The 23,302-nt window shown below is 58.2% G+C and carries 22 protein-coding genes; 18 read left to right on the top strand and 4 right to left on the bottom strand.

The features are described from left to right. Nucleotides 1-39 precede the first annotated feature (39 nt). Genes nudC through GS611_RS19765 form a run of 3 tightly spaced genes read left to right on the top strand, consistent with a single transcriptional unit; the run spans nucleotide 40 to nucleotide 2,120 of the window. Nucleotides 40-1,023: an NAD(+) diphosphatase gene (nudC, locus tag GS611_RS19775; protein ID WP_171638280.1), complete on the top strand. Its 984-nt coding sequence runs from the start codon at nucleotides 40-42 to the stop codon at nucleotides 1,021-1,023. Between the two features lie 37 nt (nucleotides 1,024-1,060). After that, a complete protein-coding gene (locus GS611_RS19770; protein WP_171638278.1) occupies nucleotides 1,061-1,528 on the top strand; it encodes an SRPBCC family protein in 468 nt (155 codons plus the stop codon). Between the two features lie 49 nt (nucleotides 1,529-1,577). Beyond that, nucleotides 1,578-2,120: a chloramphenicol phosphotransferase CPT family protein gene (locus GS611_RS19765; protein WP_171638276.1), complete on the top strand. Its 543-nt coding sequence runs from the start codon at nucleotides 1,578-1,580 to the stop codon at nucleotides 2,118-2,120. A 4-nt stretch (nucleotides 2,121-2,124) separates the two neighbouring features. On the opposite strand, the gene GS611_RS19760 is transcribed toward GS611_RS19765, so the two are convergent. Beyond that, nucleotides 2,125-2,958: a prephenate dehydratase gene (locus GS611_RS19760; RefSeq protein WP_171638275.1), complete on the bottom strand. Its 834-nt coding sequence runs from the start codon at nucleotides 2,956-2,958 to the stop codon at nucleotides 2,125-2,127. A 120-nt stretch (nucleotides 2,959-3,078) separates the two neighbouring features. Here GS611_RS19760 and GS611_RS19755 point away from each other — a divergent pair, with 120 nt between their 5' ends. From GS611_RS19755 to GS611_RS19735, 5 genes are all read left to right on the top strand, one after another. Further along, on the top strand, nucleotides 3,079-3,591 hold the full coding sequence (locus GS611_RS19755; protein ID WP_152459925.1) for a cytochrome c family protein: 513 nt from the start codon (nucleotides 3,079-3,081) through the stop codon (nucleotides 3,589-3,591). A 170-nt stretch (nucleotides 3,592-3,761) separates the two neighbouring features. Continuing rightward, nucleotides 3,762-5,666 (top strand): extracellular solute-binding protein, encoded by a 1,905-nt coding sequence (locus GS611_RS19750; protein ID WP_171638273.1) that lies wholly within the window; start codon nucleotides 3,762-3,764, stop codon nucleotides 5,664-5,666. Nucleotide 5,667: 1 nt separating this feature from the next. After that, the gene (locus GS611_RS19745; protein ID WP_152459198.1) at nucleotides 5,668-6,762 is read left to right on the top strand and encodes a microcin C ABC transporter permease YejB; all 1,095 of its coding nucleotides are present in this window, start codon (nucleotides 5,668-5,670) and stop codon (nucleotides 6,760-6,762) included. Then, nucleotides 6,763-7,869 (top strand): ABC transporter permease, encoded by a 1,107-nt coding sequence (locus GS611_RS19740; protein ID WP_171638271.1) that lies wholly within the window; start codon nucleotides 6,763-6,765, stop codon nucleotides 7,867-7,869. Next, on the top strand, nucleotides 7,866-9,443 hold the full coding sequence (locus tag GS611_RS19735) for an ABC transporter ATP-binding protein (protein ID WP_171638269.1): 1,578 nt from the start codon (nucleotides 7,866-7,868) through the stop codon (nucleotides 9,441-9,443). The genes GS611_RS19740 and GS611_RS19735 overlap by 4 nt, the downstream gene beginning before the upstream one ends. Nucleotides 9,444-9,467: 24 nt before the next feature. Here the strand turns inward: GS611_RS19735 and GS611_RS19730 are convergent, their stop codons facing one another. Both GS611_RS19730 and hemN read right to left on the bottom strand, forming a co-directional pair. Continuing rightward, nucleotides 9,468-11,396 (bottom strand): elongation factor G, encoded by a 1,929-nt coding sequence (locus tag GS611_RS19730; protein WP_171638267.1) that lies wholly within the window; start codon nucleotides 11,394-11,396, stop codon nucleotides 9,468-9,470. A 212-nt stretch (nucleotides 11,397-11,608) separates the two neighbouring features. Further along, complete coding sequence (gene hemN, locus GS611_RS19725) at nucleotides 11,609-12,964, bottom strand: oxygen-independent coproporphyrinogen III oxidase (protein WP_171638265.1); 1,356 nt, start codon at nucleotides 12,962-12,964, stop codon at nucleotides 11,609-11,611. Between the two features lie 61 nt (nucleotides 12,965-13,025). On the opposite strand from hemN, the gene fnrL reads away from it, so the two are divergent. Then, nucleotides 13,026-13,769 carry a transcriptional regulator FnrL gene (fnrL, locus tag GS611_RS19720; protein ID WP_171638263.1) on the top strand — a complete coding sequence of 248 codons (744 nt, stop codon included), beginning with the start codon at nucleotides 13,026-13,028 and terminating at the stop codon, nucleotides 13,767-13,769. 70 nt (nucleotides 13,770-13,839) lie between these two features. Further along, nucleotides 13,840-14,094 (top strand): GlsB/YeaQ/YmgE family stress response membrane protein, encoded by a 255-nt coding sequence (locus GS611_RS19715; protein WP_171638261.1) that lies wholly within the window; start codon nucleotides 13,840-13,842, stop codon nucleotides 14,092-14,094. Nucleotides 14,095-14,146: 52 nt separating this feature from the next. Here the strand turns inward: GS611_RS19715 and GS611_RS19710 are convergent, their stop codons facing one another. After that, nucleotides 14,147-14,986 (bottom strand): universal stress protein, encoded by an 840-nt coding sequence (locus tag GS611_RS19710; RefSeq protein WP_171638259.1) that lies wholly within the window; start codon nucleotides 14,984-14,986, stop codon nucleotides 14,147-14,149. 200 nt (nucleotides 14,987-15,186) lie between these two features. Between GS611_RS19710 and ccoN the strand changes: the two genes are divergently transcribed. The 8 genes from ccoN to ccoS all read left to right on the top strand — a co-directional run bounded on the left by ccoN (nucleotide 15,187) and on the right by ccoS (nucleotide 23,247). Further along, nucleotides 15,187-16,794 (top strand): cytochrome-c oxidase, cbb3-type subunit I, encoded by a 1,608-nt coding sequence (gene ccoN / locus GS611_RS19705; RefSeq protein ID WP_171638257.1) that lies wholly within the window; start codon nucleotides 15,187-15,189, stop codon nucleotides 16,792-16,794. 14 nt (nucleotides 16,795-16,808) lie between these two features. Beyond that, nucleotides 16,809-17,537: a cytochrome-c oxidase, cbb3-type subunit II gene (gene ccoO, locus GS611_RS19700; protein WP_171638255.1), complete on the top strand. Its 729-nt coding sequence runs from the start codon at nucleotides 16,809-16,811 to the stop codon at nucleotides 17,535-17,537. A gap of 12 nt (nucleotides 17,538-17,549) precedes the next feature. Further along, entirely contained in the window at nucleotides 17,550-17,735 is a 186-nt protein-coding gene (locus GS611_RS19695) for a CcoQ/FixQ family Cbb3-type cytochrome c oxidase assembly chaperone (RefSeq protein ID WP_050605006.1), read from the top strand. Continuing rightward, nucleotides 17,732-18,595 (top strand): cytochrome-c oxidase, cbb3-type subunit III, encoded by an 864-nt coding sequence (gene ccoP, locus GS611_RS19690; RefSeq protein WP_171638254.1) that lies wholly within the window; start codon nucleotides 17,732-17,734, stop codon nucleotides 18,593-18,595. Before GS611_RS19695 ends, ccoP begins: the two co-directional genes overlap by 4 nt. A gap of 419 nt (nucleotides 18,596-19,014) precedes the next feature. Then, nucleotides 19,015-20,442, top strand: coding sequence for a cytochrome c oxidase accessory protein CcoG (gene ccoG / locus GS611_RS19685; protein ID WP_171638252.1), 1,428 nt, complete (start codon nucleotides 19,015-19,017; stop codon nucleotides 20,440-20,442). A gap of 2 nt (nucleotides 20,443-20,444) precedes the next feature. Further along, nucleotides 20,445-20,903, top strand: coding sequence for a FixH family protein (locus tag GS611_RS19680; protein WP_171638250.1), 459 nt, complete (start codon nucleotides 20,445-20,447; stop codon nucleotides 20,901-20,903). A gap of 2 nt (nucleotides 20,904-20,905) precedes the next feature. Next, entirely contained in the window at nucleotides 20,906-23,083 is a 2,178-nt protein-coding gene (locus GS611_RS19675) for a heavy metal translocating P-type ATPase (protein ID WP_171638248.1), read from the top strand. Between the two features lie 5 nt (nucleotides 23,084-23,088). Further along, on the top strand, nucleotides 23,089-23,247 hold the full coding sequence (gene ccoS, locus GS611_RS19670) for a cbb3-type cytochrome oxidase assembly protein CcoS (RefSeq protein WP_152459183.1): 159 nt from the start codon (nucleotides 23,089-23,091) through the stop codon (nucleotides 23,245-23,247). Nucleotides 23,248-23,302 lie beyond the last annotated feature (55 nt).

Genomic DNA, 23,302 nt, shown 5'->3' with positions numbered 1-23,302 from the left:
GACATGGCAGCCCTGTGCGCAAGACCAGAAGGAATTCCAATGAAAAACGCAGAGCAGGTGACTTTCGGCGGCTCGGGCCTGAATCGGGCAGCGCATCTTCGTGGGGATTCAGAGAAGCTGTCCGAGATGGCGGGCGACCCTGCTGCGCGGTGCATATTGTTGTGGCGAGGCAAGCTTCTGGTCGTGGGTGCGGCGCTGGATCAGCTTGCCCTGACGCAGATGACCCACCCGCTGGTATGCGATGGCCCCGGCGGCGTGATCGAAGCACCGGTTTTTTTGGGCCTGAGCGCAGAGGGCGCACCCCTGTTTGCCGCAGATATCTCGGCCTGGGGGGCAGAGGGATTGGATCTGACCGGCCTGGGAGAGTTCGTGGACAGATCCGAACAGCAGCACCCGGACTTGCCTGAAGGGCATGTTTTTGCCGAGCTCCGCCGGATCATGGCGCGATTGTCGCCTCGTGATGCCGAGTTGGCCGCATCGGCCAAGGCGGTTGTCGGTTGGCACGAAACACATCGCTTCTGTGCTCGCTGCGGCGCAGCCAGCGATATGTCGCAAGCGGGATGGCAGCGCAGTTGCCCGTCATGCGGCGGGCAACATTTTCCGCGCACGGATCCGGTTGTGATCATGCTGATTACGCATGGGGACAGCGTGCTTATGGGGCGGTCTCCGGGTTGGCCCGAGGGAATGTTTTCCTTGCTGGCGGGATTTGTCGAACCCGGCGAAACGCTCGAAGCGGCGGTGCGCCGCGAAGTGATGGAAGAGGCAGGCGTACCGGTTGGTGCGGTGTCGTACCTGTCCAGCCAGCCCTGGCCGTTCCCGGCATCCCTGATGTTCGGATGCGCCGGCGAGGCCCTGTCGCGTGACATCGTTATTGATCCGGTCGAGATCGAAGAGGCGATGTGGGTCAGCAAATCCGAAATGATGCAGGCATTTGCCGGCGAACATCCCCGGTTGTTGCCGGCTCGCAAGGGGGCTATCGCTCATTTTCTGCTTCAGAACTGGCTTGCGGATACGCTGGACTGAAGAAAAACTGGTGAAGCCATAAACAGCAAAGGTCATTATGCAGTTTTCAGCGCGCGAAGATATCGAAGCCCCGATCAATTCGGTGTTCGACATGGTGTCGGATTTCGAAAGGTTCGAACGTATGGCGATGCGTCGTGGCATCGACGTGCGGCGTCTGGACACTGATGCGATGGTGGTTGCCGGCACTGAATGGAAAACCGAATTCAAGTTGCGTGGAAAGCCGCGCCAGATGTCGGTGGTGATGACGGATTTCGACAAGCCGTCGCAAATGCGGTTCGAGGCGGCCAGCAAAGGGATGACCGGCCTGACGACAGTAGATTTTCTGGCCTTGTCTCCGCGCCGGACACGCCTGAGCATCGAGATGTCCTTGGCCGCAAAGTCCTTGCCCGCGCGGTTGCTGTTGCAGTCCATGAAGCTTGGACAGTCAAAGTTCCGCAAGCAATTCCAGGTGCGGTTCAGCGAGTTTGCGCGTGAACTGGAACAGCGTCACCTGCACGGGGCGTGAACGGCGTCCGCTGGGCTGATCGGGGCAAGGATTGGAAAAGAAACCTCGGATGTCGCACATTATTTTTCTGCATGGCGCATCAAGCAGTGGAAAATCGACAATCGCGCGGGCTTTGCAGCAGAAGATAGAGAAGCCGTTCTGGCATATCTCGATCGACCACCTTCGCGATTCTGGTGTTCTGCCGCTGGATCGCTATCGCCGTGGCGAGTTCGATTGGTCCGACGACCGATCGACTGTCTTTGATGGGTTTCATCAGTCGCTAGCTGCCTACGCGGCCTCGGGCAACAATTTGATTTTGGAACATATTCTGGATACGCCGGGGTGGGACAAAGATTTGCGCGACCTCTTGCGCCCGTTTGATGTTCTGTTCGTAGCTGTCCATTGCCCGGTTCCCGAGTTGAACGCGCGCGAACGATTACGCGGCGACCGTCCGGTGGGAAGCGCCCAGCGGGACCAAACCATGATCCATGCTGGTAGAGTTTACGATATCGAGATTGATTCCATGGACGGCATTGAAGCCAACGTGCAGACAATTCTTCAGGCATGGCGCAGTGACCTGCGCCAATCGGAATTCAGCCAGTCTTTCGCGTGACCTGTCAGCCGCGAGGATGGGCCGCAGGGTAGACGCCAAGAACCTCGACATTGGTCGTGAAGTGTTCCAGTTCGTCCATTGCCAGCTGCACGTTGCGGTCTTCGGGATGTCCAACAATATCCGCATAAAACTGCGTTGCCGTGAAGGACCCGTCGACCATATAGCTTTCCAGCTTGGTCATGTTGATCCCGTTGGTGGCAAAGCCACCCATGGCCTTGTACAGCGCGGCCGGGATGTTGCGGACCTGAAACACGAAACTGGTGATCATCCCATGATCGCCCCGGCGGGACAAATCCGTTTCGCGTGACATGACAAGAAAGCGGGTCGTGTTGTCGTCATTGTCCTCGATATGGCGGGCCAGCACGTTCAGGTCGTAGATTTCAGCCGCAAGCTCGCTGGCCAGAGCGGCGGAATGCAAGTCTCCGATTTCGGCCACTTCGCGCGCGGCGCGGGCATTGTCGGGACTGACACGGCCACGAATACCGTGTTCTTTCAGAAATTCTGAACATTGCGGCAGCAGCACCAGATGCGAATGCGCTTCGGTGATGTCTTCCAGTTTTGCGCCGGGTACACCAAGAAGGTTGATGTGAACACGCACGAACGCTTCATCGATGATGTGAAGCCCGCTATGGGGTAACAGCCGGTGAATATCGGCAACCCGACCGTAGGTCGTATTTTCGACCGGCAGCATCGCCAGATCGGCCGCGCCCGAGCGAACTGATTCGATCACATCCTCGAATGTGCGGCAGGGCAAGGCCTCCATTTCGGGTCGTGCGTTGCGGCAGGCCTCGTGACTGTAGGCGCCGGGTTCGCCCTGAAAAGCAATGCGATTGGTCATTTGGTCGATTCCATGCAACAAGTTCGCGATTTGGTCGTTTCGTCGCGGTGTCTATACCTTGCCTCTCGCAAGTGGAAGCCTTAGACACCTGCGCAGACAGCTGAAATGGACACGCGATCAATGTTCGACACGATGACAGTTACGAAGGCCGCCGCAGGCCTGTTCGGCACTTTCCTGGTGCTGCTTCTGGCCAAATGGGGGGCTGACATCCTCTATTCTTCCGGTGGCCATGGCTCGGCTGAGGCCGCCTACATTATCGAAACCGAAAGCTCGGGCGAAAGCGCCGACGGCGAAGAAGTGGTCTTTGAAGATCTGCTGGCCGCCGCTGACGTTGAGAAGGGCGCGAAAGTATTCCGCAAGTGCACCGCGTGCCACAAGCTGGAAGACGGGGCGAATGGAACCGGCCCTTACCTGTATGGCGTAGTTGATCGCCCGGTTGCCTCGGCAAAAGGTTTCACCGGTTACTCAGCCAGTATGCAGGCCCATGGCGGCAACTGGACGCCCGAAGCGTTGGATGCCTTCCTGGAACGCCCAAGCGCCTATATCTCGGGAACATCGATGAGTTTTGCTGGCTTGAAAAAACCTCAGGACCGCGCGGACTTGATTGCTTATCTGCAGACAATTGGCAACTGATTGCCTGAGAGACCATTGAAGTTCAGAGCCGCTGCCCCGCGCAGCGGCTTTTTTTGTCTGAAGGGAACTTCACAAAGCGCTCACGCATTCTAAACTTGAAACTGTCAGCGTTGGCACATTAGCTAGCGTATGCGACATAAAAGATTACAATAACCCAGAGGATGAGCCCCATGATATCCCTAATGCCTGCTGCATGTGATCTTAAGGTCAGGCCATTGGCTGGCATATTCGGGCTTTGTGCTGTTCTGCTCTCACCGCAAGCTGCTTTGGCATTGGATGAGGGGGTTACCCGCAGTCATGGATATTCGTATTTCGGCAATCTGGATTACCCTGCTGACTATCCGCATCTGAATTACGTGAATCCAGATGCGCCCAAAGGTGGTGAGTTGTCCTTGGCGGCTTCGGGGACGTTCGATTCCTTGAATCCCTATTCCCGCAAGGGGCGCGCAGGCGCCTTGACGACGCTGCAATATGACCGCCTGTTCGAAAGCTCTGATGACGGTGTCGGGCAGTATTACGGCGTGCTGGCGGAAAGTCTGGAATATGATGAAGGGCGCAACTACGTCATTTTCCATTTGCGACCCGAAGCAACCTTTTGGGATGGCACGCCGGTGACGGCCGAAGATGTTGTCTACAGCCATCGCCTGTTCATCGAACAGGGCCTGCCTTCCTACGCCCAAGCCGTGGGCCGCATGGTGACGGGGGCCGAAGCGCTGGATGATCACACGGTCAAATTCACGTTCAATCCGGAAGTCACCCGCCGCAGTTTGATCGAGACCGTCGGGTCGACCCCCGTCTTTTCGAAAGCATGGTTCGAGGCGGACGAGTCCCGGCGTCTGGATGAGCCGCGTCTGGAAGTGGCGGTCGGCTCGGGTCCCTATAAACTCGACAGCTATGACATCAATCGCCGTATCGTTTACAAGCGACGTGACGACTATTGGGGTAAGGATCTGCCATTCAATGTCGGTCGCAACAATTTCGATACCATTCGCGTTGAGTATTTCGCCGATCAGACAGCGGCGTTCGAGGGGTTCAAGGCCGGTGAATACACGTTGCGGATTGAAAGCGATCCCAAGCTTTGGGCGACGGCGTATGATTTTCCGAAGCTGAACGAAGGTGTGATCGTACGGGACGAGATACCGGATGGCAGCCCGCCAACACCGTCCGGCTTCGTCTTCAATCTCGGAAAACCGCAGTTTTCCGACAAGAACGTACGCAAGGCCCTTGCCTTGGCCTTCAATTTCGAATGGGCAAATGAATCCCTGCTGTTTGGTTTGAATTCACCGCGCAATTCCTTTACACAAGGCACCCCGCTGGAAGCGCAAGGCCTGCCCGAGGGCGATGAACTGGCGTTTCTTCAAACGCTGGGTGAGGTTGTGCCCGAGGACCTTCTTTCAGAACCTGCCGTGACGGTTCACGAGTCAAACCCCGCGCGCCTGAACGATCGCAGAAATCTGCGAAAAGCCGCGAAACTGCTGGACGAGGCCGGGTGGCCGGTCGGCGATGGCAACGTGCGGCGTAACGCGGAAGGGCAGACACTGAAGGTTAATATCCCCTATCCTTCAAACCTGCCGACTTCGACGGCCACGATGATTGAAACCTATGTCCAGAACCTGCAAGCCATTGGCGTGGATGCGTCGGCGGAAAAGGTTGACCCGGCGCAATACACGCTGCGCAGCCGCGAGCGGGACTATGACATGGTCTATTCCACTCGTTACGGGTCTTTTTTGTCGACCGGTGGCGGGTTGAGCCAGATGTACGGGTCGGAAGAGGCCGCATTCAGTCTTTTCAACCCGGCCGGATTGGCAAGCCCATTGGTTGACGCAATCATCGAAGCATCCTTTGATACTGACAATCAGGCGGATCAGGACATGGCGTTGAAGGCGTTGGATCGCGCTTTGCGGTACGAGTTCTTCGTGATCCCCGTAGGATACATCGCTGACCACTGGGTGGCATATTACGATATGTATGAATACCCGGAAAACCTGCCGCCTTATTCGCTGGGCTATTTGGATCTGTGGTGGATCAATCCGGAAAAAGAGACTGCACTGAAAGCGAAAGGCGCGCTGCGATAACATGGGCGCCTATATTCTAAGACGTTTGTTGCTGATCATCCCGACCCTTCTGGGCATCATGATCGTCAACTTCACGCTGGTACAATTCGTGCCTGGCGGGCCGGTTGAACAGATCATTGCCCAGATCGAAGGTCAGGGGGATGTTTTCGCCGGTTTTGCGGGTGCGGGCGATGCCGGCGCGGGGTCAGAGCCGGCGGGCGGCGTTTTCGACGACAAATATGTCGGTGCACGGGGCCTGCCGCCCGAGTTCATTGCTGAACTTGAAAAGGAATTCGGCTTCGACAAACCGCCCCTGGAACGTTTTCTGATCATGATGGGCAACTATCTGACGCTGGACTTCGGCGAGAGCTATTTCCGCTCGATCAGCGTGATTGATCTGGTGCTCGAGAAAATGCCGGTCTCGATCTCGCTGGGCCTGTGGTCAACGCTTATCGCCTATCTGGTTTCGATCCCTCTGGGCATTCGCAAGGCGATCAGGGACGGTTCGCAGTTCGACACGTGGACCAGCGCAGCGATCATCGTGGCCTATGCGATCCCTGGCTTCTTGTTTGCCATTCTGCTGTTGGTGCTTTTCGCCGGTGGATCCTATTGGCAGATCTTCCCGCTTCGGGGGCTGACATCTGACAACTGGGACAGCCTGAGTCTTTTTGGCAAAATCGCAGATTATTTCTGGCATATCGCGTTGCCGACCATCGCGCTGACGATCTCGGCCTTTGCGACATTGACGCTGCTGACCAAGAACTCGTTTCTCGATGAAATCAAAAAGCAATATGTCATGACCGCCCGCGCCAAAGGCCTGAGCGAACGCAAAGTGCTGTATGGCCATGTGTTCCGCAACGCGATGCTGATCGTCATAGCCGGATTTCCGGCCGTGTTCATCGGCGTGTTCTTCGGAGGTTCGATCATCATCGAAACGATCTTCTCACTTGATGGTCTAGGACGTCTGGGTTTTGAAGCCGCCGTGGCGCGGGATTACCCGGTGATTTTCGGCACGCTGTTCATCTTTGGCCTGATGGGGCTGGTGGTCGGCATCATCAGCGATCTGATGTATGTGCTGGTCGACCCGCGCATCGATTTTGAAAAGCGGGAGGGGTAAATGGCATTGTCCCCCCTGAACCAGCGCCGCTGGAGCAACTTTTGCCGCAACAAGCGCGCCTTCTGGTCGTTGATCATCTTCGCCGTGTTGTTCGGCCTGTCGCTGTTTGCCGAGTTCATCGCCAATGACAAACCGATTCTGGTGAAATACCGGGGCGAGTTCTACATGCCGGTCTTCAACTTCTACGCGGAAACCGATTTTGGCGGAGACTTCCAGACAGAGGCGATCTATCGCGACCCCGAGGTTCAGTGTCTGATAGACAGCGGCGGCCTGGAAGACTGTTTTGACGATCCCGAAGGCATTATCGAACAGATCGACACCGGTACGTTCCAGGCGGAGGGGTTCGAGCGTGGCTGGTCGCTTTGGCCGCTGATCCCTTATTCCTACAACACGTCTGTGGACCGCCCCGGGGCTGCACCCTTGCCGCCCAACGGCCAGAACCTGCTGGGCACCGATGACACCAAGCGCGATGTGCTGGCACGGGTGATTTACGGCTTCCGCCTGTCGATCCTGTTCACGCTGCTGGTGACGGGTGCTGCCAGCCTGATCGGTATTTTCGCCGGTGCCGTACAGGGTTTCTTCGGCGGTTGGCTGGATCTGATCTTTCAGCGGATCATCGAGATCTGGTCCGCAACCCCGTCGCTTTATGTCATCATCATCATGTTCGCGGTGTTGGGGCGAAGTTTCTGGCTGCTGGTCGCGTTGATGATCCTGTTCAGCTGGACCGGACTGGTTGGCGTGGTGCGCGCAGAATTCCTGCGGGCGCGAAACCTTGAATATGTGCGCGCTGCACGGGCATTGGGTGTGGGCAACATGACGATCATGTTCCGCCACATGCTGCCCAACGCAATGGTGGCCACGCTGACCTTCATGCCCTTCATCGTCACGGGCACCATAGGCGGGCTGGCTTCGCTGGATTATCTGGGTTTTGGTCTGCCGTCTTCGGCCCCCTCGCTGGGGGAGCTCACCTTGCAGGCAAAACAGAACCTTCAGGCCCCATGGCTGGCTTTCACGGCCTTTTTCACCTTTGCCATCATGCTGTCCCTGCTGGTCTTCATCTTTGAAGGCGTGCGGGATGCGTTCGATCCCAGAAAGACCTTCTCATGAGCCTGCTGGATGTAAACAACCTGAAGGTCTCGTTCCGGCAGGACGGTCAGATCAGTGCTGCGGTTCGGGGCGTGTCATTCCATGTCGATCGCGGTGAAACCGTGGCGCTCGTGGGCGAATCCGGATCGGGCAAATCTGTCACCGCGCTCAGCACCGTATCGTTGCTGGGCGACAGTGCGATCGTCGAAGGGTCCGTCACCTATGACGGGCAGGAGATGATCGGCGCCTCGGAGCAACGCCTGATGGATGTGCGCGGCAATGACATCAGCTTTATTTTCCAGGAGCCGATGACATCGCTGAACCCGCTGCACACGATCCAGAAGCAGATGGCGGAATCGCTGGCCCTGCATCAGGGGGTCACGGGTGATGTCGCGCGCGAACGAATTCTTGAACTGTTGAACAAGGTCGGTATCCGCGACCCCGAAGACCGGCTGGACAGCTATCCGCACCAGTTGTCTGGCGGACAGCGGCAGCGCGTGATGATCGCCATGGCGCTGGCGAACAAGCCGGACATCCTGATCGCCGATGAACCGACGACGGCGCTGGATGTAACCATTCAGGCACAGATCCTCGAGTTGCTGGCCAGTTTGCAGAAATCCGAAAACATGGGGATGCTGTTCATCACCCACGATCTGGGCATCGTGCGGCGCATCGCCGACCGGGTTTGCGTGATGAAGGATGGTGAGATCGTCGAGACCGGCGCGACTGCCGAGATCTTCGACAACCCGCAGCACCCCTATACCCGCAAGCTCCTGGCCGCGGAACCGTCGGGTCAGCCAGACGCCGTTGCAACAGATGCCGAGGAAGTCGCGCGTACGGATCATCTGAAGGTTTGGTTCCCGATCCAGCGCGGGTTTCTGAAACGCACGGTCGGCTATGTGAAGGCGGTGAATGACGCCACGCTGAGTGTACGCGCGGGTGAGACCTTGGGGATCGTGGGCGAAAGCGGGTCGGGCAAGACCACGCTGGCGCTTGCGATCATGCGCCTCATCGCGTCCGAAGGCGGCATCACCTTCCGCGATCAGGATGTGCGAAGATGGTCGACCCGCGAATTGCGCCGGCTGCGCAAGGATATGCAGATCGTGTTTCAGGACCCGTTCGGCAGCCTCAGCCCACGCATGACCTGTCAGCAGATCATCGCGGAAGGTCTGGCCATTCACAACATTGATCCTCATCGCGCGCCGCGCGAGCTGGTCGCTGAGGTGATGACCGAAGTGGGCCTGGATCCTGCGGCCATGGACCGATATCCGCACGAGTTTTCGGGCGGTCAGCGTCAGCGCATAGCCATTGCGCGCGCGATGGTCTTGCGGCCCAAGCTGCTGGTTCTGGACGAACCGACCAGCGCGCTGGACATGACGGTTCAGGTTCAGATCGTCGATCTGCTGCGCGATCTGCAAAAGAAATACGGGCTGGCGTATCTGTTCATCAGCCATGACCTGAAAGTTGTGCGGGCGATGTCGCACAAGGTGATCGTCATGCGAAACGGAGATGTGGTTGAAATGGGCACGGCCGAGGATTTGTTCGAAAATGCCCAGACCGACTATACCCGCGAATTGATTGCTGCGGCGGGCTGAGATCAGCCCGCCATCGTCAGGCCATCAGGCGCTGGCATTTTCTTTGGCCGCCGTTTTCGGCACCGGCCCGCGCAGTTCTTCATAGTGATCAAAGCTCAGCTTGACCCACCCGGTTCCGCGCGTGGCACTGGCAAGAGTGCGATGCAACTCATCTTCGGCAACGGAGGGAATCAGAGCGTTGAAAATCTCCCAGCCTGATGCGTTCGGGTTGCCCTCAAATCCCAGAACCTGCCCTTGCAGAGAGCTGATCGTCGGCACGAGGTCGCCGACAAAATCAGAAGGCAGGTGGATTTCAGCGTTCAGGATCGGCTGCAAAACAACGGGCTTGGCCTGAGGCAGCGCTTCGCGCACGGCGTTCTTGCCCGCGGTACGGAAGGCATAATCCGAACTGTCTACGTTGTGATGCTTGCCGTCATGCAGCGTGACCTTCACATCCACCACCGGAAAACCCTCGGGGCCTTGCTCCAGCGCGTCTCTGGCGCCCTGTTCCACGGATGGAATGTAATTCTTGGGCACCGCGCCGCCCTTGACCACCTCTTCGAACTGGAACCCAGATCCGCGCGGCAGCGGCGCGACCGAGATCACCACATCCGCGAACTGCCCAGCCCCGCCGGATTGTTTGCGGTGTCTGTGGCGATGTTCGACAGGTGTTCGGATGGTTTCGCGATAGGCGGTTTCGACCGGGTCGGCTTCAATCTCGATCCCGAAATCCTCGGCCAGCTTGGCGGTCACGCGTCGCATGTGCTGCGGACCTTGAGACCCAAGAACGGCGTGGCCGGTAAGCTCATCCTGTTGCAGGTGAAGGCCGGGGTCGATTTCGGCCAGACGGCTCAGGGCGTTTGACAGGCGCACATCGTCCCGCTCATGCGCGGGCGAGACAATCTGACGATGCGCCACCGGATGCGAGGCCGCCCATTCCGGCAGTTCCGTCGCCGAATTGCTGTCGTAGATGTAGCCGGGTTCGAGGTGATCGGATTTCACCGCCAGACCAATCTGCCCGGCCTCCAGCGTGGCGATCTGGGTTTTGGCATCCAGCGTTGTCAGATTGCCGACGGTCTCACCGCCCAAGGCTTCATGGGCTTGCACGCCGTCCCCCAGGCCGCGCAGAACCACGATTTTTCCGATGTGCTTTTTGACATCCGCAAAACCGGCAATGGCGCGGGCGCTGTCTGCGGCCTCGTCGCGCCCGGCGGCGATGTCAAATTCGGGGGCTTCGTGCCGCAGCGCCTTCATCAGACGCGTCAGCCCGTTGCCGTGACTTGCGGCACCCAGGCAGGCGGGAATCAACTGATGGTTCTTCAGGACCTGTGCCGCCAGATCATAGACCTCGCCACTTGGCGGCTGTTTGTCTTCGATCAGCTGTTCCAGCAGGTTGTCATCAAAATCGGACAGGGTTTCGAGCAGCTCGGTTCGCGCTTCCTGCTCGCGGTCTTCGACGGATTGAGGCAGTTCGATCAGGGCCGAGGGCTGACCCTCCTGATATTTCCAGGCCCGTTCCGAGATCAGATCAACCGCCCCGATGATCGTATCCCCTTCGCGGATCGGCACCTGACGCAGGGCAATGTGGTGGGTGCAGTATGTTTGCAGAGCGGCGATGATATCACGGACGCGGCCATTGGGGTTGTCCATCCGGTTGATGAACAGAAAACAGGGGATGCCGGCCTCTTCGACCAACCGCAGGTAGGGCGCGCACAGAACGGCGGCATTTGGGTCTGGGGGCACCACGACCACGGCGGCGTCCGAAATCGCCATTGCGGGGCCAACATAGGCCAGCGCATCGCCGCCCCCATCGACGTCGATCGCGCACCAGGGCTCGTCCAGGTAAGAAAAACCGTGCAAATGCACGGTTCCGGAAACATCGAATGTGGTGGGGCGCCCGTCGAGGCGGCTGATGGCCTCGACAAGCGTAGATTTGCCCGATTGGCTGGGCCCGAGGACGGTGAAAACGCGCATGAGTGTTGTCCCTCTTTCAGGTTGCAGATTGGCTACACGAAAGGGACCGACCGACGCGTTGGCGCCGACAAGGGTTGTCTGTATTTTGCCCGCCTCAGACCGCAGAGCGAGATGCCGCCCTACAGCATGAGTGTGGGAAAAACCGCAGGCGTGCGTCAAGCCCCTGATGTGTTTTGCGCGTCACGGGCCGAATGTTGCCCGCCGAAAAAGGGTCAGATGGCCGAGCTGTGCCCGGCTTTGCTGAGGTCATAGGCGTCAAAGCTGCGGGCGATCATCCGGGTCAGCGCGCGCGCTTCGGGCGGTATGAAAAGCCCGGCTTCAGTGATTTGCAGCATCCCGTCGAAAGATGCATTGGCTGCGTGATACATCTCGTCGAGGCCAGAGGCCGAAATATCGTGATCCCGAAGGATTTCTGCCGATTCGATCTTGAAATCGCACATCAATGCTTCGATCAGGCGGGCACGCAGAATGTCCTGACCTTTGAAAAGGTGCCCTCGGGATGTCGAAAACTGCCCATCGCGAATGGCTTTGGTATGGGCAGAGGTGGCCGGAGCGTTCTGCGCGTAACCTTGAGGGAAGCGCGAGATCGAGCTGGCCCCTACACCAATCAGAACATCGGCCTGATCGTCGGTGTAACCCTGGAAGTTCCGCTTGAGGCGGCCCGCGCGCAACGCGTGGGTCAGCCCGTCATCCTGAGTGGCGAAATGGTCGATGCCGATTTCGGCATAATTGTCCCAAAGGAACAAACGCCGGGCTGTGTCGAACAGTTCAAGGCGTTGTTCGGGCGTTGGCAGTGCGTCCGACGGAATCAGCTGCTGCCGCTTGGCCATCCAGGGTACGTGGGCATAACCGTAGAGTGCCACGCGATCCGGGCTGAGCGACAGGAGTTTCTGTACGCTTTCCGTCATGCGCGCCTTGGTCTGATGTGGCAGGCCGTAAAGAATATCCGCATTCAGGCTGGTGATGCCACGTTCACGGATCATGTCGATAGCGTCGCGCGTGGTGTCATAGCTTTGAATACGGCCTATGGTTTTCTGGATTTCGTCATCGAAATCCTGCACCCCGATCGAGGCGCGGTTCATGCCCGCGTCAGCCAGCGCATCCAGACGCGCCTCGTCAATCTCGTTCGGATCGATCTCGACCGAGAATTCGGCATCCGACCCCATGGGGACGATACCCAGGATGTGTTGTGCCAATTCGCGCATCAATTGGGCGTTCAGCAACGTTGGTGTGCCGCCGCCCCAGTGCAGACGCGACAGGACCACACCCTCAGGCAGACGTGCCGCCAGAAGGTCCAGTTCGGCCTTCAGAACATCGACATAGGCGATTACCGGGTTGTCGGTTTGTGTGCCTTGTGTCCGGCAGGCGCAGAACCAGCATAACCTGCGGCAGAATGGGACATGAATGTACAGCGAAATTGCACTGCCGGGTTTGATCCCGGAAATCCAGTCGCCAAACATATCTGCTCCCACGTCGTTGTTGAAGTGGGGGGCGGTGGGGTAGCTTGTGTAACGCGGTACTTTCGCGTCAAAAAGTCCAAGCTTTGCCAATTGTGGTTTCACTATCATGGCGATACCCTTATGCGACAGGCGACACAGGTGCTTTGATGGAGATCAAGTGGGAACGCGCATGACAGTAAAAGCACAATTTGACCATTCAAATTGCGGAGATTGCCCGATTCGTCATCGCGCCGTCTGTGCCCGTTGTGATGCCGATGAGCTGGAAGAGCTTGAAAGCATTAAATATTACCGCAGTTTTGAGGCGGGTCAGACGATTATCTGGTCGGGGGATCAGATGAGTTTTGTCGGCTCGGTTGTGGCCGGAATCGCGTCGTTGACCCAGACGATGGAAGATGGCCGCACCCAAATGGTTGGTCTGCTGCTGCCAAGCGACTTTGTTGGCCGCCCGGGTCGCGATACTGCGCCTTATGATGTTCAGGCCACGACGGATGTCGTGATGTGCTGTTTCCGCAAGAAACCGTTCGAAGAGTTGATGGACCACACCCCGCATATCGCCCATCGTCTTTTGCAGATGACTTTGGACGAGCTTGATGCCGCCCGCGAGTGGATGCTGGTTCTGGGGCGCAAAACGGCGCGTGAGAAGATTGCCAGTTTGTTGTCAATTATCGCCCGCCGGGACGGTTCAATCAGTCAAAAAGCTGTATCAGGACCCATTGTGTTCGACCTGCCCCTGACCCGAGAAGCAATGGCGGATTACTTGGGTTTGACATTGGAAACGGTCAGTCGCCAAATATCAGCTTTGAAAAAAGACGGGGTGATCACGCTTGAAGGAAAGCGGCACGTGACCATCCCCGATTTGGGCCGCCTGATGGAAGAGGCGGGTGACGATTCGGATGGCGGCTTTCCGGTCTGACGTAATAGGCTTTTGACCACTGACAGCCGCCGCAGTCTTTTTCGCGGGATATCTAATTCAGGAGCTCGGCATGGAATTTACCAGTTTGTTGGCAATGCTTTTGGTCGGCGCAATCGCCGGTTGGCTTTCCGGAAAGATCATGGAGGGCAGGGGTTTTGGCCTTTTCGGAAACGTAGTTGTCGGAATCGTAGGCGCGTTTCTGGCGGGGTTGATATTTCCGGCGCTTGGATTTGCCGTTGGCGGCGGCCTGTTATCGTCTATCCTATTCGCAACAGCAGGTGCCGTGATCCTGTTGTTCCTGATAGGCCTGATCCGCAGAGGATGACAAAAGAGAGGATGACAAAAGCCGCCAAGTCGGGCGGCTTTTGATGGGCGTATCAATGGGCCAGGAATACCGGTACGCCAGACTGCTCCAGCATGTTGCGTGTTGCGCCGCCCAGAATGGCCTCGCGAAAACGGGAATGACCGTAAGCGCCCATGACGATCAGATCCGATTCTGTATCGGATGCGTGACGGTTGAGAATATCCGACACGCGCGTCATGCTTTTGCTTAGCACATCAATCTCACATTTGACCCCGTGACGGGACAGCATCTGTGACAGCATTCCGCCCGGATCAGACCGGTCCGGACCATGGCGAGGCGGATCGATGACCACGATTCGGACCAGCTCGGCCTGTTTCAGGAACGGCAGGGCGTGACGAATGGCGCACATGGCCTCTACGCTTTCGTTCCAACCTATCATGATATTGCGCGGCACCGTCAGGGGCTCGACGTCGTCCGGTACGACCAGAACCGGGCAATGCCCTTCGAACATGGCGGCTTCGATGATGGGCTCGGCCTCGGCACCGCGGTCTTTTCCATAAGGGTGCGGCAGGACCACCAGATCGGAAAACCGTGCCCTATGCGCGACATGGCGTCCGATATCGGCAATCTGCGCGACACCATGCTCGGCGGACCAGCGAACGCCGGACTTGCCAAGGTAGTCATTGGCAAAGTTCAACAGCTCCTGGGCCTCGGCGTTGGCCCGGCTCAGTGTTTCCTGAACGATCAGCGCATTGGCACCCGCATAGTAGTAACCGGTCTGACTGCGATCGACGCCAAGGCACAGGGCTTCGGCATGTGCATCCTGCGATTCCGCCAAGGCCACCATCTGCGCCAGAGCGGCAGGTGCTGTCTGCGTTTCGGTCATGACAGTGAGTAGAGATTTGTAAGTCATTGCGACCTCATGATTCGGGCATTTGGTCTCATGTGACCAGTTGGCCTGTTTCCTTTACAATGCGTGTCACAGAAAACGCAGAACTGTCTTGATACAGATCAAAGCAGTAACAGCCGCCGTGCTTCAGAACGGCAGCCAGTCAAATGGGTTTCGCGCGTACAAGAATCAAAAACGCGCGGGGCATGGCAAAGGGACGCAATATGTCGAATTACATCAAGCTGATCGTGCTTGGTCTGATCGCGCTGTTTGCAGCGATCGGAACCAATTATGCACGCGATTTGGCGTATCAGGTACATGCACTGCTGGTGATGCTTATCGCCGGTGGCCTGTTTATCTGGACGCTTCGAAACACTGACGAGCCAGATATTCTAGTCGACCGCTCGGGCGAATACATGGATGACGTGATCCGCTATGGCGTGATCGCAACCGCCTTCTGGGGCGTGATCGGGTTTCTGGCCGGGACCTTCATCGCATTTCAGCTGGCTTTTCCGGTGCTGAACTTTGAATGGGCACAGGGGTATCTGAATTTCGGTCGTTTGCGTCCGCTGCATACGTCGGCAGTGATTTTTGCCTTTGGCGGCAACGCATTGATCGCAACGTCGTTCTACGTCGTTCAGCGTACCAGCGCGGCGCGGCTTTGGGGCGGCAATCTGGCCTGGTTCGTTTTCTGGGGCTATCAGCTGTTCATCGTGCTGGCGGCGACGGGTTATGTTCTGGGCGGAACGCAGTCCAAGGAATATGCCGAACCTGAATGGTATGTCGATCTGTGGCTGACCATTGTCTGGGTCGCCTATCTGGCTGTCTACTTGGGTACGATCATAAAGCGGAAAGAACCCCACATATATGTGGCCAACTGGTTCTATCTGGCCTTTATCGTCACCGTCGCCATGCTGCATCTGGTCAACAACATGACCGTTCCTGTCAGCATCTGGGGTTCGAAATCGGTCATCGTCTGGTCGGGCGTGCAGGATGCCATGATCCAGTGGTGGTATGGCCACAACGCGGTGGGCTTTTTCCTGACTGCCGGCTTCCTGGGCATGATGTACTACTTCATTCCGAAGCAGGCCGAGCGTCCGGTGTTCTCGTACAAGCTGTCGATCATCCACTTCTGGGCGCTGATCTTCCTGTACATCTGGGCCGGCCCGCACCACCTGCATTATACTGCGCTACCTGACTGGGCCTCGACGCTGGGCATGGTGTTCTCGGTGATCCTGTGGATGCCGTCCTGGGGTGGTATGATTAACGGTCTGATGACCCTGTCGGGCGCGTGGGACAAGCTGCGCACCGACCCTGTGATCCGGATGATGGTGATCTCGGTCGGCTTCTACGGCATGTCCACCTTCGAAGGCCCGATGATGTCGATCCGCGCGGTGAACTCGCTGTCGCACTACACCGACTGGACAATTGGTCACGTGCACTCGGGCGCGTTGGGCTGGAACGGCATGATCACCTTTGGTGCGCTGTACTTCCTGGTGCCTGTCCTGTGGAAGCGTGAGCGTCTGTACTCGCTGCAAATGGTCAGCTGGCACTTCTGGCTCGCCACCATCGGTATCGTGCTTTACGCCGCGTCGATGTGGGTCACCGGTATCATGGAAGGCCTGATGTGGCGCGAAGTGGATGCCAACGGCTTCCTGGTGAACTCGTTCGCCGACACCGTGGCTGCCAAGTTCCCGATGTATGTGGTGCGTGCTCTGGGTGGCGTGATGTTCGTCGCCGGTTCGCTGATCATGTGCTACAACCTGTGGATGACTGTGCGGAAAGCGCCGGCCAAAGAGGCCAGCCTGACCGTCGCGGTCCCGGCTGAATAAGGAGGGCCGGAGCAATGGCAATTCTCGACAAACACAAGATCCTCGAGACCAACGCGACCCTCCTGCTGATCTTCAGCTTTCTGGTCGTGACCATCGGTGGCATCGTACAGATCACCCCGCTGTTCTATCTTGAGAACACAATCGAAAAGGTGGAGGGCATGCGCCCTTACACCCCCTTGGAAATGGCGGGGCGCGAGATCTATATCCGCGAAGGCTGCTATGTCTGCCACAGCCAGATGATCCGTCCGATGCGGGATGAGGTCGAACGCTATGGCCACTACTCGCTGGCGGCGGAATCGATGTACGATCACCCGTTCCAGTGGGGGTCCAAACGGACCGGACCGGATCTGGCGCGTGTCGGTGGCCGCTATTCCGATCAATGGCATGTCGACCACCTGCGGGATCCGCAATCCGTTGTACCTGAATCGGTGATGCCGAAATACGGCTTCCTCGAACATCGCAAAATTGACGGCAAGTACATCGGTGATGTGATGGCCGCCAATGCTCTGGTCGGGACGCCTTATTCCGAACAGATGCTGGAAAACGCACAAGCCGACTTCCTCGCTCAGGCTGACCCGGACAGCGACTATGACGGGCTGCTGGAGCGCTATGGTGACAAGGTCAACGTGCGCAACTTCGACGGCCAGCCCGAGTTGACCGAAGCTGATGCGTTGGTTGCCTATCTTCAGATGCTGGGCACGTTGGTCGATTTCTCGACCTTCACCCCGGACGCAAGCCGCTAAAGGAGGATCGTGATGGAAGAATACACAATTCTCAGGCAGTTCGCGGATAGCTGGATGCTGCTGCTGTTGTTCGCCTTCTTCGTTGGTATCGTCATCTGGGTTTTCCGCCCCGGTGCCAGCAAGGAATACAAGGACACCGCCAACATCCCCTTCCGGCATCAAGACAAACCCGCCACATCCAAGGAGGCGCGGCAATGAGCAAGACACCTGAAAAACAGCCGGGTGATCCGAACACAACCGGGCACAGCTGGGACGGGATCGAAGAGTTCGACAACCCGATGCCGCGCTGGTGGCTGTGGACCTTCTACGCCACTATCTTCTGGGGCGTGATCTACACGATCATGTATCCAGCATGGCCCCTGGTCCAGTCGGCCACCGCCGGCGTCATGGGCTGGTCTTCACGGGCTTTGGTCCAGCAGGAGATGGTCGCATTCGAAGAGGCAAATGCACCCTGGAACGCCAAACTGGTGGAAACACCGCTGGAAGACATCGCGCAGGACGCTGAGCTTCAGCAATATGCCGTGAACTCTGGCGGTGCCGTGTTCCGTACATGGTGTGCGCAGTGCCACGGTTCCGGTGCGCAGGGCGCGCCGGGTTTCCCGAACCTGCTGGATGACGCCTGGCTGTGGGGTGGTACGATGGAAGATATCGTCTACACCGTCAGCTATGGTATCCGGAACGAAGAAAGTGACGATGCGCGCTATTCCGAGATGCCTGCCTTCGGTGAAATCCTGGAGCATGACGAAATCACGCAGGTGGTTCAGTATGTCATGTCGCTGAGCAATGCTCAGACCGATGACGCGGCGGCACAGGCGGGCAAGGTTGTCTTCGAAGACAACTGCGTGTCCTGCCATGGTGAAGATGGCAAAGGTGACATCTTCCAGGGGGCGCCGAACCTGACCGACGCGATCTGGCTTTATGGCGGTAGCGAAGAAGCTCTGACCGAAACAGTGACCTACAGCCGCTTTGGCGTCATGCCGAACTGGGATACCCGCCTGACCGAGGCGCAGATCCGTGCGGTATCCGCCTATGTCCACCAGTTGGGTGGTGGCCAGTAAGACCTAGAGGGCACCTTCGGGCGGCTGGCCGCCCGAAGGCTGTAGCACCGGCTGTTCCATCTGTTCGCGCGTTTCCTGAACAGCCGGTGCTTTTTTACACTGAATTCCTTTTGTTTTGCCATTCCGTTCTTTGCAACGACGGCTTATCACCCGCGTTCGGGCAGGGCTGACCCGGGGCTGCGACAATTGGTCGGTACTTGGAAAACTGCATGTACCACGTGCAGCTGGTATCGCGCCACAAGCAGATTTTCCGCCAAAATAGGCTCAAAATCGGGTAAAATACCTGATTTCCAGCCTCGGTAAGAAGGGCGGATCTTCAAAAGATGTTTGCTCGATGCGCTTTTTGACCCATGTCAAAGTTCGCCTAGGCATGATCTGGAACAAGACGTCTTCAGAAGACCCATTTGTGGAGCCAGCCAGTGAGCGATTCCGATCCCGCCCCCAGCCTTTACGCCGCGCGTGAGCCGATTTTTCCAAGACGTGTTTCGGGGCCGTTTCGAAACCTGAAATGGATCATCCTCATCGTGACGCTGGGCATTTACTATGTGACGCCCTGGATCAGATGGGATCGCGGCCCCAGCCTGCCTGATCAGGCTGTCCTGCTGGATCTTGCAAATCGACGTTTTTATTTCTTCTGGATCGAGATCTGGCCGCACGAATTCTACTTTGTCGCTGGTCTGCTGATCATGGCAGGTTTGGGTCTGTTCCTGTTTACGTCGGCTCTGGGTCGCGTTTGGTGCGGATATGCATGCCCGCAAACCGTCTGGACGGACCTGTTCATTCTGGTCGAGCGGTGGATTGAAGGCGACAGAAACGCCCGCCTGCGCCTGCACCGTCAGGAAAAGCTTGATTTCCGAAAGGCTCGCTTGCGGGTCACCAAATGGGCGGTCTGGTTTCTGATCGGTTTGGCGACAGGTGGTGCCTGGGTGTTCTATTTCGCGGATGCACCCACGCTGGCCCGTGATCTTGTGACGGGCAACGCGCATCCCGTTGCCTATACGACGATGTTGATCCTGACGGGTACAACCTTCTTCTTCGGCGGGTTCGCCCGCGAGCAGATCTGTATCTATGCCTGCCCTTGGCCGCGCATTCAGGCGGCCATGATGGATGAGGACACGCTGGTTGTCGGCTATCGCGAATGGCGGGGTGAACCGCGCGGCAAAGGCAAGCGGACGGCCGATTCTGAGTTGGGGGATTGCATCGACTGTATGGCCTGCGTGAATGTCTGCCCTGTCGGGATCGATATTCGGGATGGCCAGCAGCTGGAATGTATCACCTGTGCCCTTTGTATCGACGCGTGTGATGACATGATGGCCAAGATCGGCAAGCCACGAGGGCTGATCGACTACATGGCGCTAAGCGATGAAGCCCACGAGCGATCCGGCGAGCCCGCCAAGAATGTCTGGAAGCACATTCTGAGGCCGCGTACGATTTTGTACACCGCATTGTGGGCGCTGGTCGGGTTCGGGCTGCTGTTTGCGCTCTTCATCCGTTCTGACATTGATCTGACTGTTGCACCGGTTCGCAACCCCACTTTCGTCACCCTGTCGGACGGTACAATCCGCAACACCTATGACGTTCGTCTGCGCAACAAGCACGGTGAGGACCGTCTTTTCAAACTGTCATTGGCGGGCGATCCGGCGATGCGACTGGAAATCGAGGGAACCAATATCGATACTGTGAATGTCACGGCGGATACGGCACAATTGACCCGTGTATATATCGTGGCCTCCCGCAATAGCGATCCGGCCGCAGCAGATGCGACACCAGTACGGATCTGGGTCGAAGACCTCAGCAGCGGCGAACGCGCCTACAAGGACACCACGTTCAACGGACGAGGGAACTGATCATGGCCGAACGTAAATTCACCGGAAAGCACGCCCTTGCCGTGTTTGTCGGCGCTTTTGGCGTGATCATCGCGGTGAACCTCGTGCTGGCGTACAATGCGGTGAAAACCTTTCCCGGGCTGGAGGTCAAGAACTCCTACGTCGCCAGCCAGGAGTTCAACGAGCGCCTGAAAGAGCAGCAGGCGCTGGGCTGGACAGTTCGGGCGGAAACCAAAGGCGGCCTTCTGATCCTGCACATCACCGACGAAAGCGGTGCGCCGGTTGAGGTGAGCGAATTGCAGGCCGTGGTCGGTCGGGCAACCCATGTGCGCGACGACTTCGTGCCGGATTTTACGTTCGACGGTACAGCCTATGCCACGCCTGCTACACTGGGCAAGGGCAACTGGAACATCCGGTTGGTGGCGCGTGACGGAAACGGCGCCGAATTCTCGCAGCGCGTCCCGCTTTACGTAAAGGGGTAAGCATGACGGCTCAGCTTTCATCCGGCACAGCAGCCTGCCCGGGCTGCCTTGCGGCCCCGGCAGAACCGGCCCGGCCCATACCGGAGGATGTGCAGATCGCTTTGTCGCTGCCGGGCATTCATTGCTCGGCCTGTATCGCGACGGTCGAGCGTGAACTGAACGCGCATCCCGGTGTCGAAGATGCCCGGGTGAACCTGACGCTCAAACGCGCGATGATCAAAGCCACGCCGGAAACGCGTGCAAGCGATCTGATCCCGGTGCTTGAACAGGCAGGTTTCGAAGCACATGAGCTTGATCCGGGGGCTTTGTCCGCAACCCAGACGGACAAGGCCGGGCGTGATCTTTTGATGCGTCTGGCCGTGGCCGGGTTTGCATCCATGAACGTGATGTTGCTGTCGGTGTCGGTCTGGTCCGGTGCGACGGATGCAACGCGGGACATGTTCCACTGGATTTCAGCGGCCATCGCGCTGCCGGCCATTGCGTTCTCGGCCCAGCCGTTCTTTGCCAATGCCTGGAGCGCCCTGCGCGTGCGACGGCTGAATATGGATGTGCCGATTGTACTGGCGATCCTGTTGGCGCTGGTCACGTCGCTGTGGGAAACCGCGTTGAGCGGCGAGCATGCCTATTTCGACGCAGCCCTGACATTGACCTTCTTTCTGCTGGCCGGGCGGTATCTGGATTACCGCACCCGTGCCGCGGCGCGATCTGCGGCCGAGGAATTGACCGCGTTGGAAGTTCCCCGCGCCGTTCGTGTCGCCGATGGGATTGAAGATGAAGTTCCCGTTGCCGAGTTGCGCGTCGGTGATCTGATCCTTGTCCGACCGGGTGGGCGCATGCCCGTGGACGGCCAGATCGTGTCGGGTCAGTCCGAACTGGATCGATCCCTTCTGACAGGCGAGACGGTGCCAGTCTTTGCCGAGGCCGGGCAGGCTGTGAGCGCGGGTGAAGTCAACCTGACGGGTCCGTTGACAATCCGGGCAACGGCGGTCGGGGAAGACACGTCGCTCCATCGTATGGCTGATCTGGTCGCCATCGCCGAGTCTGGCCGGTCCCGGTACACCTCGTTGGCCGATAAGGCTGCCAAGCTGTATGCGCCCGGCGTTCACATTCTGTCGGCGCTCAGCTTTGTTGGGTGGTACATCTATTCCGGTGATTTGCGCACGGCGCTGAACATCGCGGCGGCTGTTCTGATTATTACCTGCCCCTGTGCGTTGGGTCTGGCCGTGCCAGCGGTAACCACGGCCGCGTCGGGCCGGTTGTTCCGCAAGGGAATGCTGATCAAGCACGCCACGGCACTGGAACGGCTGTCCGAAGCTGACACAGTTGTATTCGACAAGACGGGAACGCTGACATCCGGCGCACCGGAACTGGTCAATCTGGCAGACCATGCACGGGCCAAGGTCGAGGTCGCTCTGGCGCTGGCCGAGGCTTCTGCACATCCCTTGTCCGTATCATTGGCAAAAGCGGCGCGTGCGGCAGGCATCAAACCAGCAAATGTGCGGGGAGTAGCCGAGGTTCCCGGCTATGGCACCGAGGGCGAATTCCGTGGTCAGCGTGTTCGTCTGGGGCGGGCGGCCTGGGTCGGCGCGGATCAGGGCACAGACACTTCGGCCTGGCTGGCAATCGGCGAGGACGCACCCGTGGCCTTCCGATTCTCGGACGCGTTGCGCCCGGGCGCCGCTGAGGCGGTGGATGCCCTGCGTGCTTCGGGCAAGCGTGTACTTCTGATTTCAGGGGATTCGCAGGGGGCGGTGCGCGCCTTGGCGGAAAAACTGGGAATTGCGGATTGGATCGCCGAGGCTTTGCCGCAGGACAAGGCAAGACGCATTCAGGATCTCAGCGATGAAGGCCACAAAGTTTTGATGGTTGGCGACGGGCTGAACGATACCGCCGCTTTGGCGGCGGCGCATGTGTCGATCTCTCCGGCCTCTGCGCTGGATGCGGCGCGGGTCGCGTCAGATATCGTGCTGTTGGGCAATGATCTTTCGCCCATTGCGGATGCGTGTGACACGGCCGTCAAAGCCACCAGACGCATTCGCGAAAACTTCCAGATCGCAACCGTTTACAATGTGATCGCCGTTCCTCTGGCCGTGATCGGACTGGCGACACCGCTGATCGCGGCCTTGGCGATGTCGACCTCGTCCATTACCGTGTCCCTGAACGCCCTGCGGTTGAGGTAATCTGAATGGAAGTGCTTGCTTATCTGATCCCGATTTCCCTGTTCCTGGGGGGCGTTGGTCTGGCCGCCTTCGTATATACCGTTCGTACGAACCAGTACGAAGACCCCGAAGGTGACGCGCGCCGGATCCTGAGCGACGAATGGGATGACAAACCCAAACCCTGAACGAATGCCCCATAGAGGCAGAGTTGAACCAACTGCCCTTGAAATTGCCGCAATG

Origin of the sequence: Ruegeria sp. HKCCD6119, assembly GCF_013110585.1 — a bacterium.
GTDB lineage: Bacteria > Pseudomonadota > Alphaproteobacteria > Rhodobacterales > Rhodobacteraceae > Ruegeria.
The sequence above is the reverse complement of the archived record's forward strand: the minus strand, read 5'-3'. Positions and strand labels throughout refer to the sequence as shown.

Coding starts and splice junctions, on each gene's coding strand:
- ccoN (WP_171638257.1), top strand. CDS start 15,187: ATGTCGAATTACATCAAGCTGATCGTGCTTGGTCTGATCGCGCTGTTT.
- GS611_RS19755 (WP_152459925.1), top strand. CDS start 3,079: ATGTTCGACACGATGACAGTTACGAAGGCCGCCGCAGGCCTGTTCGGC.
- nudC (WP_171638280.1), top strand. CDS start 40: ATGAAAAACGCAGAGCAGGTGACTTTCGGCGGCTCGGGCCTGAATCGG.
- hemN (WP_171638265.1), bottom strand. CDS start 12,964: ATGATAGTGAAACCACAATTGGCAAAGCTTGGACTTTTTGACGCGAAA.
- GS611_RS19715 (WP_171638261.1), top strand. CDS start 13,840: ATGGAATTTACCAGTTTGTTGGCAATGCTTTTGGTCGGCGCAATCGCC.
- GS611_RS19710 (WP_171638259.1), bottom strand. CDS start 14,986: ATGACTTACAAATCTCTACTCACTGTCATGACCGAAACGCAGACAGCA.
- GS611_RS19680 (WP_171638250.1), top strand. CDS start 20,445: ATGGCCGAACGTAAATTCACCGGAAAGCACGCCCTTGCCGTGTTTGTC.
- ccoO (WP_171638255.1), top strand. CDS start 16,809: ATGGCAATTCTCGACAAACACAAGATCCTCGAGACCAACGCGACCCTC.
- GS611_RS19750 (WP_171638273.1), top strand. CDS start 3,762: ATGATATCCCTAATGCCTGCTGCATGTGATCTTAAGGTCAGGCCATTG.
- GS611_RS19745 (WP_152459198.1), top strand. CDS start 5,668: ATGGGCGCCTATATTCTAAGACGTTTGTTGCTGATCATCCCGACCCTT.
- GS611_RS19730 (WP_171638267.1), bottom strand. CDS start 11,396: ATGCGCGTTTTCACCGTCCTCGGGCCCAGCCAATCGGGCAAATCTACG.
- GS611_RS19675 (WP_171638248.1), top strand. CDS start 20,906: ATGACGGCTCAGCTTTCATCCGGCACAGCAGCCTGCCCGGGCTGCCTT.
- GS611_RS19695 (WP_050605006.1), top strand. CDS start 17,550: ATGGAAGAATACACAATTCTCAGGCAGTTCGCGGATAGCTGGATGCTG.
- GS611_RS19740 (WP_171638271.1), top strand. CDS start 6,763: ATGGCATTGTCCCCCCTGAACCAGCGCCGCTGGAGCAACTTTTGCCGC.
- GS611_RS19765 (WP_171638276.1), top strand. CDS start 1,578: ATGTCGCACATTATTTTTCTGCATGGCGCATCAAGCAGTGGAAAATCG.
- GS611_RS19735 (WP_171638269.1), top strand. CDS start 7,866: ATGAGCCTGCTGGATGTAAACAACCTGAAGGTCTCGTTCCGGCAGGAC.
- GS611_RS19760 (WP_171638275.1), bottom strand. CDS start 2,958: ATGACCAATCGCATTGCTTTTCAGGGCGAACCCGGCGCCTACAGTCAC.
- ccoP (WP_171638254.1), top strand. CDS start 17,732: ATGAGCAAGACACCTGAAAAACAGCCGGGTGATCCGAACACAACCGGG.
- fnrL (WP_171638263.1), top strand. CDS start 13,026: ATGACAGTAAAAGCACAATTTGACCATTCAAATTGCGGAGATTGCCCG.
- GS611_RS19770 (WP_171638278.1), top strand. CDS start 1,061: ATGCAGTTTTCAGCGCGCGAAGATATCGAAGCCCCGATCAATTCGGTG.
- ccoS (WP_152459183.1), top strand. CDS start 23,089: ATGGAAGTGCTTGCTTATCTGATCCCGATTTCCCTGTTCCTGGGGGGC.